Below are 16,589 nucleotides of genomic sequence, written 5' to 3' on the forward strand. Positions count from 1 at the left end.
GTTCACCGGGCACCGGCCCTGATTGCGGTCTTATCTCAGAGCTGGCCGACAACCCAGTCGATCGAACGGGTCAGCTGCGACACGTCTTCCGGGTCGATCGCCGGGAACATGCCGACGCGCAGCTGGTTACGGCCCAGCTTCCGGTACGGCTCGGTGTCGACGATGCCGTTGGCGCGCAGGATCTTGGCGACCTGGGCGGCGTCGACGGCGTCGTCGAAGTCGATGGTGCCGACGACCTGCGAACGGTGCGCCGGATCGGTGACGTACGGGGTGGCGAAGGAGCTCGACTCGGCCCACGAGTACAGGCGCGAGGACGAGTCGAGGGTGCGCTTGACGGTCCAGTCCAGGCCGCCGTTGGCGTTCATCCACTCGATCTGGTCGGCGAACAGCAGCAGGGTGGCCAGCGCCGGGGTGTTGTAGGTCTGGTCCTTGGTGGAGTTGTCGATGGCGATCGGCAGCGACAGGAACTCCGGGGTCCAGCGACCCGAGGCCTTGATCTCCGCGACGCGGGCCAGCGCGGCCGGGCTCATGATCGCGATCCACAGGCCACCGTCGGCGGCGAAGCACTTCTGCGGGGCGAAGTAGTAGACGTCGGCGTCGGCGATGTTCACCGGCAGGCCGCCTGCGCCGGAGGTGGCGTCGATGGCGATCAGGGCGTTCTCCGAGCCGACCGGACGCGAGACCGGGATGGACACACCGGTCGAGGTCTCGTTGTGGGCCCAGCCGATGAGGTCGACCGAGGGGTCCGAGACGGGCTCGGGCGCGCTGCCCGGCTCCGAGGAGACGACGATCGGGTCACCGATGAAGGGGTTGCCCTTGGCGACCGAGGCGAACTTCGAGGAGAACTCACCGTTGGTCAGGTGCAGCGAACGCTCGCGGATCAGGCCGAACGCGGCGGCATCCCAGAACGCGGTGGTGCCACCGTTGCCGAGCACGACCTCGTAGCCCTCGGGCAGCGAGAACAGCTCACGCAGGCCGTTGCGCACGCGCGCGACCACGTCCTTGACCGGCTTCTGGCGATGCGAGGTACCGAACACCGAGGCGCCGACAGTCACCAGGGACTGCAGCTGCTCCGGGCGGACCTTGGACGGGCCGCAGCCGAACCGTCCGTCGGCGGGCTTGAGGTCGGCGGGAATGGTCGGGAACGCACTGGTCATGGGGGTGAGTTTAGTGGTGGGGGCGCGGGAGTTGTCGGGGTGGGGTGGGTGCTGTGAGGCGGGACACGCGGGGTGGGGCTGGTTCCACTGCGCCGACCGCACACTATCGACGCGATCGGTGCGAATCCTGACCGAAACCGCGATCAGTGAACGCACGGCGTAGTTGTCCTCCTCCGGCATGGCTGGGAGTGCGGGGAATTTGCCCTTGTGAGTAGGCAGTTCGCATTACTCTTCTGCTATGAGCCTCGTGGTGGTCGACCCTGGTCGGACCCTGCTCGACCGGTGTGCCTGGGTGTTCGGGAGGCGGCCGTCGTTACTGGCCGAGAGTTCGCGGCGGGAGTTGCTGATCAGGGGGTTACCCGCCACCGCGACGGTGCTGTCGGTGCGGTCACGGCGCGGGGAGTGCGGTTACCGGTTCTCCGTGCGGGTGCAGGTGCCCGGCGAGCTGGCCTACGACGCGCGGGTGCGGCAGCGGGTGCGTAGCCAGGACCTGGAATGGATGCAGCCCGGCGATACCGTCGGATGCCGGGTCGACCCGGGCGACCGGGAACGCGTGGTGCTGTTCGTGCCCGAGGTCCCGCAGTCCGGCCGGAGCGCGGCCGCCAAGATCCTGGCCAACGGGCGCAGGGCGGAGGCCACCGTGCTCGCCGTCGCCCCGATCGCCGCCGACTACACCGGCCGCGACGACCCGGTGCTGCGCCTCGACCTCGAACTGCGCGCCTGGGACGAGCCGACACCATGGCGAGTGCGGCTGATCCAGCCGGTCCCGCTCGCCGCGGTCGGCCAGATCGAACTCGGCGCTCGCCTCGATGCCGCGTTCTTCACCGTCGACCGGGGCAGCTCCGTCGCCATCGACTTCTCCGCCCTGACCTGAGTCACCGGAACCCGGGCTACCGTTCACCAGGGTGAGTGACTGCCCGGAGCTCGACAAGTCCCTCCAAGCCGGTGAAGTCCTTCGGATTCACCGTGTACAGCGGCAACCGGTGTACCGACGCGATCGAGGCGATCAGCAGGTCGACTCGTCTCGGCTTGGGGTTTCGTCCCGCGGTGAGCACCGCCGCGATCACGTGGCCATAGCGCCGGGCTGCGCGCGTGTCGAACGGAAGTGGATCGAACAGCGCCTCGGCATTCTGCAGGCGCTCGATCCGCACCGCACGTTCACCCGCGTCGGTGGTGTAGTGAGGTCCGGCTGCCAACTCGGCCATGGTGATCGAGCTGACGACGATCTCCTCCGGCAACTCCGCCGGGTCCAGCTCATCGACCAGAATGACGACGTTGGTGTCGACCAGGCCACGTGTTCGCTCGGGCATCACCCGCGGTCTTTCGGGGCGAAGGCGCCGCGCTGATATGCGCGATCGTAGGGGTCGTACAGCGAGTCGTCGATGGCATCGTCGGATTCGGCGAGCGATGATGCGAGTCCGGCGAACGCGGCGAGCACTTCTTCTCGCGGCACCGCGACACGACGCCGCTGGTGCCGATGCGGAATCAGGTCGGCGACCGGTGCTCCGTCCACGGTGATGGTGTAGGACTGGCCGCCGCGGACCTCACGCAGCACCCTGCTCGCCTCGTTGCGAAGCTCCCGCTGCGGAATTTCTGGCAGCTCGGCCGGTGTGCTCATCTATCCATGGTAGCCCGTGGTGCTACGCGCGAGCTACGACATTGCTACGCGAGCTCGGCGCAGGACCGCTATGGCAGGTGCACGAAGCTGAACCCCGCCGCGCGCAGTGCGGGGATCGCGGCGGCCATGCCTACCGCGGTGCCGGATTTCGGGCGGTGCATGTGCGCGAGGGCGATTCCGCCCGGGGTGGCCGCGCTCATCGCGCGCTGGACCTGGGCCGCTGACGCGGTCGCGCCGAAGTCGGCGTTGATGGTAAAGCCCAGGGGTTTCTCGCCCAGTTCGGTGACGATGGCGACCGCTACGTCGTCGTAGTGGGCGGTGCCCGCGCGGAAGAAGCGTGGTGGTTTGCCGGTGACCTCGGTGATCCGTTCGTGGTTGGCCCACACTTCGTGCACCGCCTCCTCGGCCGAGACGGTGCCCGCGATGTTGTAGGCGGCGCGGCCGGTGACCGAGAGTGGTTTGTGGGCGACGCCGTGGGAGGCGATCTCGAACAGCGGGTTCGCGGCGAGGTGCTGGACGCGGGCGGGGTCGGCGTCGATCCAGCGCTTGTTGAGGAACAGGGTCGCCGGGACCTGCTCGGCGATCAGCAGGTCGATCAGTGCCTGGTCGAGCTGGCTGTTGCCCGCTCCGCCGCACGCGTCGAAGGTGAGCGCGAACTGCTTGCCCGCTGCGGGGAAACCGCTGGTGATGCCCGGTAGCGCGACGCCCCACGCGTGTGGTTGCGCGCCAGCGTGCCTGGCAGCGACCACGGCAGGGGATACAGCGGGAGGCGCGATCGCGGGCGGGGTGATCGCGGTGGAGATCGGCTGGGCGGTGAGCGGTGCCGGCTGCGCTGAATCACCTTGCGCGGCACCGCATCCGGTGATCGCGCTGGCTGCGAACGCTGTGCAAGCGCTGAAAAGGCGACGCCGCGACAGTCCGTTGTCCTGCACAATCCACCCCTTGTCGATCACATTCGCCCGGATCGTATCGCCGAACCGAGGGTGGCGCGTGCTGAACGTGTTCTCGCAGGTCGATCGCGCAGGAAGCAGGCGACACGGGCATTTGCCGGAAATGAGCCAGGCGTCGGTCGGCACAGTGTGCCGACCGGCTTGCCCGTCAGATATTCGGGGCGAGCAGTCCCGCGCGATGGTGGACCAGCCGGCCACCTCTCGGGCGTACGCCCGGGCCAGGGCCGGTGTAGATGGCTACCGGGCGCACCGGCTTGGCTTGCTGCCTCAGCTTCATCCGCGCGCCAGCCTGCGGGGGCGGGGAGGATTCAATTGGATTGATGCAGAGACCTTGCGCCGCCGCATTATTCGGCGCTTCCAGGCCGCTGATCCGGTCGTGGCGCATGGCCTGAGCAGGACAAACATGCTCGACCATTGACCAACGCCGCAACTTGATCTTCAATTGACCGGTCGGGCCGCGCTGTGCCCAATTCTCAAGCCTCCCATCATTTCTCGACGATGGTAGGGACTCGCCTGCCTCTGGCGCAGACGTGTAGCTCTTGGCATGCGCGGTTCGGTCCTTGCAGTGACCTCCACTCGAGCGGCTGTCGCCCCGGTGCCGTCGAGGGACGCAGTCCTGCACCGTCCCCAGGAATGGGATCCATCGCCGATCGCGAACTCGCAGTGTCTGCTTCGATCCCCTGCCCCTGGCAATCGCAACGTTCACAGCACAGGTAGAGCCCCGGCCGATCGGCCGGGGCTTTTTCGTGCCTGCATCCAGGAGGATCCCGTGTCCGAAACGGACCACCTCAGCCCCCATCTCGACCACCACGCCACCGCTGCGCAGCACTACCGATGCCGTCTCACCGCACAGGCCGCGCGGTGACGACACCGGACTGGGCAACCCGGGGCATCGAGTGGCGCGACTCGCTGACACCGGCAACAGCGGACAGCCCCACACCCAGCGATCGGGAGCCGCGCGTATTCAACATCTCGGTGTCATCTCCAGCTGACGCCGCCAGGCAAATGAACCGGATCTACAACAGCCGCAGGCTCTTCGACGATGCCCGGCAATCACCCGTGCAGGCCGATCCCATCGACGCACCGCTCGATACCCCCACCGGCGGAGAGAAGGGCGCGAACAAGGCCGCGACGCCGAAGGTCGCCGTCCCCAAAGGCGCCGACATGCCACCGCCTCCGGCGACTGTGCCATCGACACCGGCCTCCACCCCCGACGCTCCGCCCCCGGCAACCAGCGAACCCACGACCGGCGCACCGATGGTCCTGCAGCAGCTCGGCGTCCTCCCGGGTGGGACAGACCCGGTGACGGTACCGAACTACCCGGCCGTCGCCCCGGATTCAGAGCTTCCCGTCGTGGTGGCAACAGCACTGCCGGAAGGCAGCTCGATACAGCAGACATCCACTGCCGCAAACGGTATCCGCGTCACGGAAACAACCGTGACAACGCCCGGGCTGGCGCCGGTCACGACGACCGAGATCACCGAAGAACCAGTGGTCGCTGCCACCGTGGAGTGCACGGTGCCGGTCCCGCTCGCCCAGCCCGGGGTCCTGCCACCGTCGGTCACCAACCCGCAAACAATCTTCCAGACAGGCTCGAGCTACTCCCGCGAGCAACTCGAGGCCGACCTGAAGGCTTTCGAAGCGGGGCAACTCGTATGGGTGGGACCGAACGGTCCGACCGCCTACGACGTAGCCCGAGCACGGCTGACCGCGGCCATGTACACACCGGGCGAACAGTTCAACGATCTGGTCTGGGCCAACCATGTCCCCCGCAACCAGGCGGAGATCGAAGAACGGTTCGCTGCGATCCAGCGGCTCAATCGAGCCGGGATCCCGTGGCTCGATCCCACTGTCGCCACCTGGGTCACCGACCAGCAAAAGATTGCTGTCGCCGAGGATCCCTTCAGCCCGCCCCGCAACACCCGTCCGTCGATGTACAGCGCTGCCGAGCTCCGCAGGCAGGTGCTCGAGGCAAGCCGCACCGAACTCACCGCCGGCGACCTGAAGCAGGGAGTCAACGACTTCCTGGTCGCCGCTACCGTGGGACCGGCCCTCATCTTGTGGGACGCCGCCCACGACCGCGGCGACTATAGCGGCGCGGAAATCGCATGGGCAGCCGCCGAACTCGGCATCAACACCGCATCGATCATTCCCGGGTTGGGCACGCTGACCGGGGCAGCGGCAAAAGCGGGCCTCCGCAGAATCGCCCCCAAAACCTGGGAAGCCCTCGCCGCGGCCGACAACGCAGTCGACGCGGCCCGCATCGGCAAAACCACGCAGCAACGCCAACTCGCCGACGCTGTAGACAGCTACCGGCAGCGAGCCGTCCACACGAGTGAGCCGCCCAGAACAACAGGGCCTGCCCCGGCATCTCGACTCGATGACCCGGATCCAGCTGTCGCGGCGCCGCGGACGAGCGGAGCGATACCAGCCGAACCGTCGACCGCGCCGATGCCGGTCGAAGCACGGTCTACCCGGCTGCCGGATCGCACTGGTGAAGAACCATCGCCTGTGGGCGAACCCCGACCGGGGTCGACAGTTCCCTCCTATTCCCCATATTTCGACCGAGGCCGGCTCGAGAATCTTGAGGCGGCCGCCACCCGGCTGCCCGACCGCATTCGATCATTCGAGCAACTTGACGAACTTGAATGGTCGGTCGGGTTTTTCCCGGCAGGCGCGCGAAGTCACGCACATGCATCGTTGCAGCTGCCCGAACCTTCGGAGCTGACTTCGGCGCCACGAGGTGGGTTGATTCCGAGTTCGAACGGGTCCATGCGTCAACCCGTCGTCAACCGGGCCAATACCCCCGTAATCGAGGAACGAGCAGCTTTGGGGCGGACGCAGCCGCCAGTTGAGCGCACCCTTGATAATTCGCTGGACAAGGAGGTCTACTTATATGATATTGCGAGGAAGTATGGTATCAAACTCCGTGGAAGTGGGCAGGAAATTCGGATAATGTTCGATGACGAGTTGAGAACTGGCCTGTTGGGCGTAACAAGAAGCGGAGATGGTGGCACCTTGATTAGAATTGGGCCGGATGCACTGGTCGATGATTTCACTGCAGCAAATACAATTGCGCATGAGCTCAGTCATGCGCGTTACTATCTCCGGCACGGAACGTTCGATGGGGAAGTTCATGGCGACATGTTCTCGGTAGCCGATGGAACGCCCTATGGCTCGGGCAATGCGCTGCAGGAGTGGCTCGAGGGTAAGCGATGATTCGTGAATGGCACGGTGTGCCGAATTCAATCGAACGGGAATGGCGTCGCGTGTTCAACGCTGCTACGAAGGGAATGCAGGTATCGGGCGCATGCCCGTCGTGCGCGGCGCACGCGCTAAATCAATGGTACGTCCTGGACGCCGCCAGTCCGCGGTCGATTCGCGGGGTCGAGTACGCGGGAATTGGTAGGTTGTGGGAGTGGTGCTCCTCGTGTTTCATCTATGAAGCGCTACCGGACGGCTTTGTTCCAGTGTGGTGGAAGCCGCCGTTCGACCTTGAGCTTCCGCGGATTTTCATGACCCCGGAGAGGATTGAGAATGCAAGAATGAAGTTCTTACGCGGTCTCGATGAGGGGCTGTGAATTGATGAATATCCAATGGATGTTGAACCCGTGAGCGAGTTGGGGCTAGCGCGGGTTGCATCTCGGCTGGGGGAGCCGTATGCGATAGTCCCGGCCGAGGATCGGTCGTCGACCGCTACGCGGCGATGGTTCGCTCTCCGATCTGATGTAGACATGTTGGACGAGGACGGCGACAACGATAAACCACTGTTCCGCCGTGCGTAAAAAGTTGGGCGGGCTGGATGTGGCGACAATGTATGGATATGTTCCTGCGGTCGGCTTGGGTGGCTCGTTCATGCCCGGTGGAAGGGAGATTGTGAACGCGGTTGATCATGTCCGGTTCCTGAGTACGGTGACGCCGCGTCAAGTGATGAATTGGAAGTTCTGAGCAAGGAGCAGTCACCGAACAGCAAACGACCGGGCGTCGGCGGCGGGGTAGCCGTCGACGCCCGGTCGGGCGATGCGGGGGTGGATCAGTCGCGGGCGATGGTGGACCAGCCGGCGACTTCCTCCGGCGTACGCGGCCCGGGACCGGTGTAGATGGCGGCCGGGCGCACCAGCTTGCCCAGCTGCTTCTGCTCCAGGATGTGCGCGCACCAGCCCGCGGTCCGGCCACAGGTGAACATCGCGGGCATCATGTGCGCGGGCACCTCGGCGAAGTCCAGGATCACCGCGGCCCAGAACTCGACATTGGTCTCGATCGCCCGGTCCGGACGACGCTCACGCAGCTCGGCGAGCGCGGCCTGCTCCAGCGCGGCCGCCACCTCGTAGCGGGGCGCGTCGAGGCGCTTGGCGGTGGCGCGCAGCACGCGGGCGCGCGGGTCTTCGGCCCGGTAGACCCGGTGCCCGAAGCCCATCAGCTTCTCCTTGCGGTCCAGGATGCCCTTGACCAGCGCGCGGGCGTCGCCGCTCTGCTCGACGGCCTCGATCATCGGGAGCACGCGGGCGGGGGCGCCACCGTGCAGCGGGCCGGACATGGCGCCGATCGCGCCGGACAGCGAGGCCGCCACATCGGCGCCGGTGGAGGCGATGACGCGGGCGGTGAAGGTGGAGGCGTTCATGCCGTGCTCGGCCGCCGAGACCCAGTAGGCGTCGATCGCCTCGGTATGGCGCGGGTCGGGGTCACCCTTCCAGCGGGTCATGAACCGCTCGGTGACGGTGGTGCACTCGTCGATCTTGCGCTGCGGGACGGCGGGCTGATAGATGCCGCGCGCGGACTGCGCGACGTAGGACAGCGCCATCACCGAGGCACGGGCCAGGTTCTCGCGGGCGGTCTCGTCGTCGATGTCGAGCAGCGGCTCGTAGCCCCAGATCGGGGCGAGCATGGCCAAGCCCGCCTGCACGTCGACGCGCACGTCACCGGTGTGCACCGGCAGCGGGAAGGGCTCGGCGGGCGGCAGGCCGTGGCCGAACTGGCCGTCGACGAGCAGGGCCCACACGTCACCGAAGGTGACCCGGTTGGCGACCAGATCCTCGATGTCGACGCCGCGATATCGGAGCGCCCCACCGTCCTTGTCCGGCTCGGCGATGTCGGTGGTGAAGGCCACCACGCCTTCCAATCCGCTGACGAAATCCTGTGGTACCGAGCTGGTAGTCATGGTGACTCTCCTTGCAGGGGCATGCCGATCTTTCTGAACCATAGCCCTGGGGATACCGGGTAGTAGCGTCGCCCCTGCGGCGTACCGTCTGTGCTCATGCGTGACCAGGAACCCGCGACCGCGGCCGACCTCGCCGCCATGCGCGTCGACTACGGAGTCCACCTGCCGGTGCCGGAGGAAGCCGATCTCGACGAGTCCTGGGTGGCGGGTGGCTGGGAACCGTTGCTGCGCCGCTGGATCGAGCAGGCGCGCGGTCTCGGCGTCGCCGAACCCAATGCGATGGTGCTGGCCACGGTCGCGCTGACGGGCCCGGCTCCGCGCCCGGTCGCGCGCACCGTCCTGTGCAAGGGCCTCTCACCCGACGGCGTCACCTTCTATACGAACTACGACTCGGCCAAGGGCAACCAGCTCGCCGCCGATCCGTACGCCGCGGCCTCCTTCGTCTGGCCCGCGCTCGCCAGGCAGGTCCACGTGCGCGGGGTGACCGAGCGGGTGTCGGCCGAGGTGACCGCGGCCTACTGGCAGGCGCGGCCACGCGACGCGCGGCTCGGGGCCTGGGCCTCGCAGCAGTCGCGGCCCGTGTCTTCGCGCGCCGAGCTGGACCGGGCGCTGGCCGAGACCACCGCCCGCTTCGCCGACGTCGACGACATCCCGGTGCCGCCGTTCTGGGGCGGGTACCTCCTGCGGCCCGACGAGGTGGAGTTCTGGCAGGGCAGGCGGGGCAGGCTGCACAACCGGATCGTCGTGCGGATCGACGGCGCAGGCACAACCGTGGAACGTTTGCAGCCCTAACGAGTGGTGGGGTAAGTCACCGCGCGCAACCGTTCTCCGATCGCATGGCGATGGCTAATCTGCGGCGAGTGAAGTTGCTCGCCGATACCGAACCCCTGCGTAATCCCGACTATCGCAGGCTCTGGACCACCAACATCGTCACCGTCATCGGTGCGCAGCTCTCGGTCGTCGCGGTTCCGCAGCAGATCTTCCAGATCACCGGCAGCTCCGGCTATGTCGGCCTGGCCGGCCTGTTCGGCCTGGTCCCGCTGGTCGTGTTCGGGCTGTGGGGCGGCGCGCTGGCCGATGTCATGGACCGGCGCACGCTGCTGATCATCACCACGGCGGGCACCGGCGCGACCGCGGTGGCGTTCTGGGTGCAGGCCGCGCTCGGGATGACCAACGTGTGGCTGGTGCTCGGCCTGTTCGCCGCCCAGCAGGCGTTCTTCGCGGTCAACCAGCCCACCCGCAGCGCGGCCATCGCGCGGCTGCTGCCGCCGGAGCAGATCGCCGCGGCCAGCTCGCTGAGCATGACCGTGCAGAACGTCGGCATGATCGCCGGTCCGGTGCTGGCGGGTCTGCTCATCCCGGTGCTCGGCCTGCCGACGCTGTATCTGATCGACGCGATCGCCCTGCTGGCGACGGTGTGGGCGGTGTGGAAGCTGCCCGCGTTCCCGCCGACCGGCGACCAGCGCCGGGCCGGGCTGCGCGCCGTCGTCGACGGTTTCCGCTATCTCACCGGGCAGCGGATCCTGCTCGCCTCCTTCGTCGTCGACATCATCGCGATGGTGTTCGGCATGCCGCGCGCGCTGTTCCCGCAGATCGCGCACGAGACCTTCCACGATCCGGCCGAGGGCGGTGTGGCGCTCGGCCTGCTGTTCGCGGCGATCTCGGCGGGCGCGGTGCTCGGCGGTGTCTTCTCCGGCTGGGTGCCGCGCATCCGCAGGCAGGGCCTGGCGGTGATCGTGTGCATCGCGGTGTGGGGCGTGGCGATGGTGGGGTTCGGCGTCGCGGTCGGCCTGGCCGGGCACGTGTTCGGGCTTGGGGTGTGGCTGTGGATCGCGGTGGCCTTCCTCGCGCTGGGCGGCGCGGTCGACATGATCTCGGCGGCGCTGCGCACGGCGATGTTGCTCAACGTCTCCACCGACGAGATGCGCGGCAGGCTGCAGGGCGTGTTCATCGTGGTTGTCGCAGGTGGGCCGCGGATCGGTGATGTTGCCCACGGTTTCGCCGCGGCGAGCCTGGGTACCGCTGTAGCTGCCGCGGGTGGCGGTGTCCTGGTGGTGATCGGGGTGGCGCTGGCCGCGCTCGCCTTCCCCGCCTTCGTGCGCTACCAGGTGACCCGCGCGCACTCCGAATCATTGGTGAAATGAACTGTGCGAGAAGGGAATACGTGTTGATTGCCGGTCCGCGCCCGGCATGTCTTCCCGCGGCGGCCGACAGCGGCTCGCGACGGCGGCGAACAGGGGATCGGCGCAGGTCGCCGCATGCCCGCAGACCTCACCGTCGATCGGCCCCGGTGTGAGAACAGCGCAGGACAACCCTGATTGCTTGTCTGCTCCGAACAACAGCTAGCGTTAGCGCAAGTGCACCGCGTGCCGACCGCATCGGTGCCTACGGTTCTAGCCTGAGAGGGATCCTTCCGTGCCCGCTGAGAACATCACCAACGTCGCCGAAGACGCCAAGGCGGTACTGCAGTACCCCGGTGGCGAGTTCCCGATCTCGGTCACCACGGCCGCGGAGGGCAACGACGGACTCGACTTGGGCAAGCTGCTGGCCAGCACCGGTTACGTCACCTATGACCCCGGTTTCATGAACACCGCGTCGACCAAGTCGGCCATCACCTACATCGACGGTGAAGCGGGCATCCTGCGCTACCGCGGCTACCCGATCGACCAGCTGGCGGGCCGCTCGACCTTCATCGAGGTCAGCTACCTGCTCATCTACGGCGAGCTGCCGACCCAGGCCCAGCTCGACGACTTCACCGATCGCATCCGCCGCCACACCCTGCTGCACGAGGACCTGAAGCGGTTCTTCGACGGCTTCCCGCGCAACGCGCACCCGATGCCGGTGCTGTCGTCCGCGGTGAACGCGCTGTCGGCGTACTACCAGGACTCGCTGGACCCGCGCGACCCCGAGCAGGTCGAGCTGTCCACCATCCGCCTGCTGGCCAAGCTGCCGACCATCGCGGCCTACTCGTACAAGAAGTCGGTCGGCCAGCCGTTCCTCTACCCCGACAACTCGCTGTCGCTGGTCGAGAACTTCCTGCGGATGACCTTCGGCTTCCCGGCCGAGCCCTACGAGGTCGACCCCGAGATCGCCGCCGCGCTCGACATGCTGCTGATCCTGCACGCCGACCACGAGCAGAACTGCTCCACCTCGACCGTGCGCCTCGTCGGCTCGTCGGACGCCAACCTGTTCACCTCGGTGTCCGGTGGCATCAACGCGCTGTGGGGCCCGCTGCACGGTGGCGCCAACCAGGCCGTGCTCGAGATGCTCGACGAGATCAAGGCCAACGGCGGCGACGTCAAGGAATTCATCCGCAAGGTCAAGAACAAGGAAGACGGCGTGAAGCTCATGGGCTTCGGGCACCGCGTCTACCGCAACTACGACCCGCGCGCGACCCTGGTCAAGCAGGCCGCCGACAAGATCCTGTCGAAGATCGGCGGCGACGACCAGCTGCTCGACATTGCCAAGCAGCTCGAAGAGGTCGCCCTCACCGACGACTACTTCGTCTCGCGTCGCCTGTACCCGAACGTCGACTTCTACACCGGCGTCATCTACCGGGCCATGGGCTTCCCGACCCGCATGTTCACCGTGCTCTTCGCCATGGGCCGCCTGCCCGGCTGGATCGCCCACTGGCGTGAGATGCACTCCGAGCCGCTCAAGATCGGCCGCCCGCGCCAGATCTACACCGGTTACGGTGAGCGTGACTACCGCGACATCGCCGGTCGTTAGCCCGCACTGAAACTATCGAAGGAGATAGCCGAATGACCAAGCCGGTGATCGATTTCCAGGAGGGCCCCGCGCCCACCGAACTCGTGATCAAGGACCTCGTCGAGGGCGAGGGCGCCGAAGCGGTGCCCGGTGGCACCGTCGAGGTGCACTACGTCGGCGTCGAGTTCGACACCGGCGAGCAGTTCGACTCTTCGTGGGACCGTGGCGAATCCATCGTCTTCCCGCTGCGCGGCCTGATCCAGGGCTGGCAGGACGGCATCCCCGGCATGAAGGTCGGCGGCCGCCGTCAGCTGACCATCCCGCCGGAGCTCGCCTACGGCCCCGTCGGCGCAGGCCACAACCTGTCCGGCAAGACCCTGGTCTTCGTCATCGACCTGCTCGCCGCGAACTGACCTGCTGAACAAACACTGTGGCCGGGTTCCGATCGGAACCCGGCCACAGTTGTCTGCGCACCGTCACTCCCGGACGACCTCGACCGGGTCGGTGAGGGCAAGGGCGAGGGCGGAGTTCTGGGCGGAGCCGCGGGCGGGGAGGGCCTCCAGTGCCTTGCCGGTCTGGGTGTTCAGGTTGCCGACGATGTTCTGGAGGGCGCCGACGCCGGTGGTCATCTGTTCGATCGCGGAGGCGATCTGGGCGCCGCCCTGTTCGGCGAGGGTGGGCAGGCCCTTGGCGAGTTCGGCGCCCTGGGTGAGCTGGTCGCGGGCGCTGTTGAGCCGGGCGACGACGGTGCGCAGCAGGGTGCCGAGATCGGTGTCGGGATCGACGGCGGCGCCGGTCAATTCGGCGAGGCCGGTCAGCTGGGTGCCCGCCTGACTCGAGATGCCGCGCAGCGCTTCGAGTTTGGTGATGATGTCGGTCAGCTGGGGATCGTTCGCGAACGGCAGCGCGCGCAGCAGCGGCAGGATCTGGTCGAGGCCGGTGCCCAGGGCGGTGGCGCTGCGCTCGACGCCCGCGATGGTGACACCCGTCGCGCCGAGTGCGTCGGCGAGCTGGTTCGCCTGCGCGGCCGCGCCGTCCACGGTCTGATTCAGCAGCTCGATGGCCGAGGTGAGTTCTCCCGCACCCTGTTTCGCGAAGTCGAGGAAGCCGAGCATCTCCTGCGCACCGCCACTGAACTGGTCGGCGCTGCCCGCGGCCGCGTTCACCCCCGCGCTCAGCAGTTGCGCGGTGAACTGCACCGAGGTCATCTGATTGCGCGCCTGCGAGACCGCGGCGAGCGCGGCGTCGACACCGGAGGCGCCGATCCGGTGGGTCACCGCGGCGACAGCGCCGTTCACCGTGCCCTCGTCCGCACCCTCGTGCGCGGTGACGGTGACCTTGGCGCGCTTGGGTTCCGGCGAGGCCAGCGTGGCCATCGAGGAAGTGAGGTCCGCGGGCAGGGTGATCACCGCGGCGTAATCGGCCGGGTCGATCTCACCCGGTTTCGCGACCGTCCACTCGTAGCCGCCCGCCTCTCGCACGGCCGCCGCGACGCGATCCCCGGTCGGCCCGGTATCGGCATTGACCAACGCGAATCCGGTAGGGGTGTCGCCTGCGCCCGCGCACGCGGCGATACCACCGCCCGTCAGCGCGACAGCAGCGACGAGACAGGCGGCACGAGTACGTTTTCCGATCACGGCGCCGACGGTATCGGCAGAGTTCACGCCGGGTCGTGGGAGATGTCTGAGAGTTCGGTGAGGAAGGCGGCGCTGGGTAACTGCCGGTATGCCGGAGATGGCGTTTCCCGGTCACCGGGACTGCGAAACCCCTTGCCGATATGGCTTGCGTCACAGTGTCTTCCATGGGCTCGATCTGTCCGGTACAAATCTCGAGTCAATCGACATCGAGAATTTTTTCGATTCGTCCGGGGGGTTCGGGGATTCGCCGGGGGCATCGGGAGGGAGACATCGAACATGTTCCACCGCAACATCACTCGCGTCGGCCGTCGTGTGCTCGTCGCCGCGCTGCCGCTGGCCGTGGCCACCTCGCTGGTCACCGCGGGCACCGCCGCCGCTGACATCGACACCGAGCGCCAGGCGCAGATCGCCACCGGCCTGTCCAGTGCCGGTGCCGCCGATGGCGTCGACTTCCGCACCGTCGTCTCGCCGGACCTGCGCACCATCTCCGCGACCGTCGACAACGCCCGGTTCGTCGTCACCCCCGACGCCGTCACCGTGGTGTCCGCCGCCGGCGTCACCGTGGGTGAGGTCCCGCTGAAGCTCAACACCGTCGACGGCAACGCCGTCGCGATCGCCTCGGTGGTCTCCGAGGACGGTAAGACCCTGTCGATGGCCCCGCAGCTGTCGGCCGACACCAGCACCGAGCTGAAGAACATCGCCACCGACCCGTCGAAGGCCAACCACGACCCGGTCCAGAACGGTGCCGCCGCCGGCGCGACCATCGGTGCGATCGCCGCCGCGATCATGTGTGTGCCCGCCCTGGCCGCGTTCATCATCGGCTACGTCTTCTGCGCCATCCCGTCGGTGATCTCCACCGCCCTGACCGGCGCCGTGATCGGTGCGGTCATCGGCCTGGTCATCCCGGAGTCGGTCCCGCAGGTCCTGCCCTGATCCCTCGGGGACTCCGCGTTCCGCCGCTCGATGGCTGAACGTTTGCCAGGCAAGTGAATTCGGCCCCGCATCCGTGTCACACGGGTGCGGGGCTTTTCGCTGTCTAGGGGGTGTGGCGGACCGGCAGGTCGAGCACCAGGCGCGCGCCGCCGAGCGGGCTGTCCTCGAAATAGGCCCGTCCACCGTGCAGCTGGGCCTGCTGGGCCACCAGCGCCAGGCCGAGGCCGGAGCCGCCCTTGCTGGCATTGGTGCCGCGGGCGAAGCGGGCGAAGACCGAGTCACGCTCGGCGACGGGCACGCCGGTGCCGTTGTCGTCGACGGCGATGACGATGTGATCGTCCGGGGTGCGATGCGCCGAGACGACGGCGTGGGTGGCGCCGCCGTGTTTCACAGAGTTGGTCAGCGCGTTGTCGACGGCGAGGCGCAGCCCCGCGGGCAGCCCGCGGGTGACGAGCTCGGCGTCGGTATCGATCCGCACCGACAGGCCCGGATTGTGGCGCATGGCGTCGTGGGCGGCCTGATCGCACAGATCGGCGACATCGGTGGGGACGTGGTCGGCTTCGGCGGTGAGGTCGCCGCGGGCCAGGCGTTCCAGTGCGGTGAGGGTGGTCTCGACCCTGGTCTCGTTGCGGGCGAGGTCGTCGAGGATCTCGCGGCGCTGCTCGTCGGTGAGGTCGAGGGTGCGCAGGACCTCGAGGTCGGTGCGGATCGCGGTCAGCGGGGTGCGCAGTTCGTGCGCGGAGACGGCGGCGAAGTCGCGGGCGGTCTCCAGCGCGGCGGCGGTCTCGGCCTGTGCCTCGTCGACGCGGGCCAGCATGGTGTTGACCGCGTCGGCCAGCTTCACCGCCTCGTCGACACCGGAACCGTCGACCGGCTGGGCAGGGTTGTCCGGGTCACCGAAGGCGCTGCGCGCCGAGACCTGCTTGGTCAGCTTCACGATCGGGCCGACGGCGCGCCCGGCGAGCAGCCAGCCGAGCGCCGCTGCCGCCGCCACCGCGATCGCCGCGCCCGCCAGCACCCAGCGCTGCTGGTCGGCGGTGGCCTTGGCCGACTCGGTGGTCGGGATAGCGAGGGAGACGGTGCGTCCTGCGGGTTGGTTCTCGGTGGTGGTGAGTACCCGGTACGGCTGGTCGTTCACCTCGACGGTCTGCGAGCCCGGCGGCAGATCTGGCAGCTGGGTCGAGCTGGACGCGGTCACCTGACCGTTGTCGCGCACGGTGAGCGCCATCGTGGTCTGCAAGCCGGTCAGGTTGACGAAGCCGGTCGCCAATACCGGCTCGATCAGCACGATGCGCGAGGCGATCTCGAGCTGCTGATCGGTCTGGGTCACATTGTTGCGTTCGATCGCCTGGAAACCCACGAACGCGGCGATCGTAACGATGATGACGGCACCAGCCGCGGCCGCGCCCGCGACTCTGGTTCGCAGCG

16 protein-coding genes are annotated in these 16,589 nt (G+C 67.8%); 9 read left to right on the top strand and 7 right to left on the bottom strand.

What is annotated here, in order from left to right; all coding sequences use genetic code 11:
• Positions 1 to 35: 35 nt before the first annotated feature.
• Complete coding sequence (gene serC, locus ACFWF2_RS24355) at positions 36 to 1,157, bottom strand: phosphoserine transaminase (protein ID WP_378850653.1); 1,122 nt, start codon at positions 1,155 to 1,157, stop codon at positions 36 to 38.
• A 238-nt stretch (positions 1,158 to 1,395) separates the two neighbouring features.
• Here serC and ACFWF2_RS24360 point away from each other — a divergent pair, with 238 nt between their 5' ends.
• Entirely contained in the window at positions 1,396 to 2,031 is a 636-nt protein-coding gene (locus ACFWF2_RS24360) for a hypothetical protein (RefSeq protein ID WP_379309757.1), read from the top strand.
• Between the two features lie 16 nt (positions 2,032 to 2,047).
• Here the strand turns inward: ACFWF2_RS24360 and ACFWF2_RS24365 are convergent, their stop codons facing one another.
• From ACFWF2_RS24365 to ACFWF2_RS24375, 3 genes are all read right to left on the bottom strand, one after another.
• Positions 2,048 to 2,467 (bottom strand): type II toxin-antitoxin system VapC family toxin, encoded by a 420-nt coding sequence (locus tag ACFWF2_RS24365; protein ID WP_379309758.1) that lies wholly within the window; start codon positions 2,465 to 2,467, stop codon positions 2,048 to 2,050.
• Positions 2,467 to 2,775 (bottom strand): type II toxin-antitoxin system Phd/YefM family antitoxin, encoded by a 309-nt coding sequence (locus ACFWF2_RS24370; protein WP_379309759.1) that lies wholly within the window; start codon positions 2,773 to 2,775, stop codon positions 2,467 to 2,469. The genes ACFWF2_RS24365 and ACFWF2_RS24370 overlap by 1 nt, the downstream gene beginning before the upstream one ends.
• A gap of 68 nt (positions 2,776 to 2,843) precedes the next feature.
• Entirely contained in the window at positions 2,844 to 3,728 is an 885-nt protein-coding gene (locus tag ACFWF2_RS24375; protein ID WP_379309760.1) for a polysaccharide deacetylase family protein, read from the bottom strand.
• Here ACFWF2_RS24375 and ACFWF2_RS24380 point away from each other — a divergent pair.
• From ACFWF2_RS24380 to ACFWF2_RS24390, 3 genes are all read left to right on the top strand, one after another.
• Positions 3,718 to 4,143: a hypothetical protein gene (locus ACFWF2_RS24380; protein ID WP_379309762.1), complete on the top strand. Its 426-nt coding sequence runs from the start codon at positions 3,718 to 3,720 to the stop codon at positions 4,141 to 4,143. The genes ACFWF2_RS24375 and ACFWF2_RS24380 overlap by 11 nt on opposite strands.
• A gap of 443 nt (positions 4,144 to 4,586) precedes the next feature.
• Positions 4,587 to 6,944: a hypothetical protein gene (locus ACFWF2_RS24385; protein ID WP_379309763.1), complete on the top strand. Its 2,358-nt coding sequence runs from the start codon at positions 4,587 to 4,589 to the stop codon at positions 6,942 to 6,944.
• Between the two features lie 558 nt (positions 6,945 to 7,502).
• Positions 7,503 to 7,673, top strand: a complete 171-nt coding sequence (locus ACFWF2_RS24390) for a T6SS immunity protein Tdi1 domain-containing protein (protein WP_379309764.1) — start codon at positions 7,503 to 7,505, stop codon at positions 7,671 to 7,673.
• Between the two features lie 85 nt (positions 7,674 to 7,758).
• Here ACFWF2_RS24390 and ACFWF2_RS24395 read toward each other — a convergent pair whose 3' ends face one another.
• Entirely contained in the window at positions 7,759 to 8,883 is a 1,125-nt protein-coding gene (locus ACFWF2_RS24395; protein WP_379309765.1) for a citrate synthase 2, read from the bottom strand.
• Positions 8,884 to 8,979: 96 nt separating this feature from the next.
• On the opposite strand from ACFWF2_RS24395, the gene pdxH reads away from it, so the two are divergent.
• The 4 genes from pdxH (at position 8,980) to ACFWF2_RS24415 (ending at position 13,004) form a co-directional block, all read left to right on the top strand.
• A complete protein-coding gene (gene pdxH / locus ACFWF2_RS24400) occupies positions 8,980 to 9,675 on the top strand; it encodes a pyridoxamine 5'-phosphate oxidase (RefSeq protein ID WP_379309767.1) in 696 nt (231 codons plus the stop codon).
• 50 nt (positions 9,676 to 9,725) lie between these two features.
• The gene (locus tag ACFWF2_RS24405) at positions 9,726 to 11,027 is read left to right on the top strand and encodes an MFS transporter (protein WP_379309784.1); all 1,302 of its coding nucleotides are present in this window, start codon (positions 9,726 to 9,728) and stop codon (positions 11,025 to 11,027) included.
• 271 nt (positions 11,028 to 11,298) lie between these two features.
• Entirely contained in the window at positions 11,299 to 12,612 is a 1,314-nt protein-coding gene (locus ACFWF2_RS24410) for a citrate synthase (protein WP_379309768.1), read from the top strand.
• A 32-nt stretch (positions 12,613 to 12,644) separates the two neighbouring features.
• Entirely contained in the window at positions 12,645 to 13,004 is a 360-nt protein-coding gene (locus tag ACFWF2_RS24415; protein WP_379309769.1) for an FKBP-type peptidyl-prolyl cis-trans isomerase, read from the top strand.
• 63 nt (positions 13,005 to 13,067) lie between these two features.
• Here ACFWF2_RS24415 and ACFWF2_RS24420 read toward each other — a convergent pair whose 3' ends face one another.
• Positions 13,068 to 14,228, bottom strand: coding sequence for a hypothetical protein (locus ACFWF2_RS24420; protein ID WP_379309770.1), 1,161 nt, complete (start codon positions 14,226 to 14,228; stop codon positions 13,068 to 13,070).
• 276 nt (positions 14,229 to 14,504) lie between these two features.
• Between ACFWF2_RS24420 and ACFWF2_RS24425 the strand changes: the two genes are divergently transcribed.
• Entirely contained in the window at positions 14,505 to 15,161 is a 657-nt protein-coding gene (locus tag ACFWF2_RS24425; protein WP_379309771.1) for a hypothetical protein, read from the top strand.
• Between the two features lie 103 nt (positions 15,162 to 15,264).
• On the opposite strand, the gene ACFWF2_RS24430 is transcribed toward ACFWF2_RS24425, so the two are convergent.
• Positions 15,265 to 16,521, bottom strand: coding sequence for a sensor histidine kinase (locus ACFWF2_RS24430; RefSeq protein ID WP_379309772.1), 1,257 nt, complete (start codon positions 16,519 to 16,521; stop codon positions 15,265 to 15,267).
• Positions 16,522 to 16,589 lie beyond the last annotated feature (68 nt).

Origin of the sequence: Nocardia sp. NPDC060259, from assembly GCF_042728775.1 — a bacterium.
Lineage (GTDB): Bacteria > Actinomycetota > Actinomycetes > Mycobacteriales > Mycobacteriaceae > Nocardia.

Bases quoted from the DNA above. Each gene is read 5' to 3' on its own strand.
- serC (WP_378850653.1), bottom strand. From the start codon at position 1,157: ATGACCAGTGCGTTCCCGACCATTCCCGCCGACCTCAAGCCCGCCGAC.
- ACFWF2_RS24405 (WP_379309784.1), top strand. From the start codon at position 9,726: ATGGCTAATCTGCGGCGAGTGAAGTTGCTCGCCGATACCGAACCCCTG.
- ACFWF2_RS24415 (WP_379309769.1), top strand. From the start codon at position 12,645: ATGACCAAGCCGGTGATCGATTTCCAGGAGGGCCCCGCGCCCACCGAA.
- pdxH (WP_379309767.1), top strand. From the start codon at position 8,980: ATGCGTGACCAGGAACCCGCGACCGCGGCCGACCTCGCCGCCATGCGC.
- ACFWF2_RS24370 (WP_379309759.1), bottom strand. From the start codon at position 2,775: ATGAGCACACCGGCCGAGCTGCCAGAAATTCCGCAGCGGGAGCTTCGC.
- ACFWF2_RS24395 (WP_379309765.1), bottom strand. From the start codon at position 8,883: ATGACTACCAGCTCGGTACCACAGGATTTCGTCAGCGGATTGGAAGGC.
- ACFWF2_RS24425 (WP_379309771.1), top strand. From the start codon at position 14,505: ATGTTCCACCGCAACATCACTCGCGTCGGCCGTCGTGTGCTCGTCGCC.
- ACFWF2_RS24365 (WP_379309758.1), bottom strand. From the start codon at position 2,467: ATGCCCGAGCGAACACGTGGCCTGGTCGACACCAACGTCGTCATTCTG.
- ACFWF2_RS24360 (WP_379309757.1), top strand. From the start codon at position 1,396: ATGAGCCTCGTGGTGGTCGACCCTGGTCGGACCCTGCTCGACCGGTGT.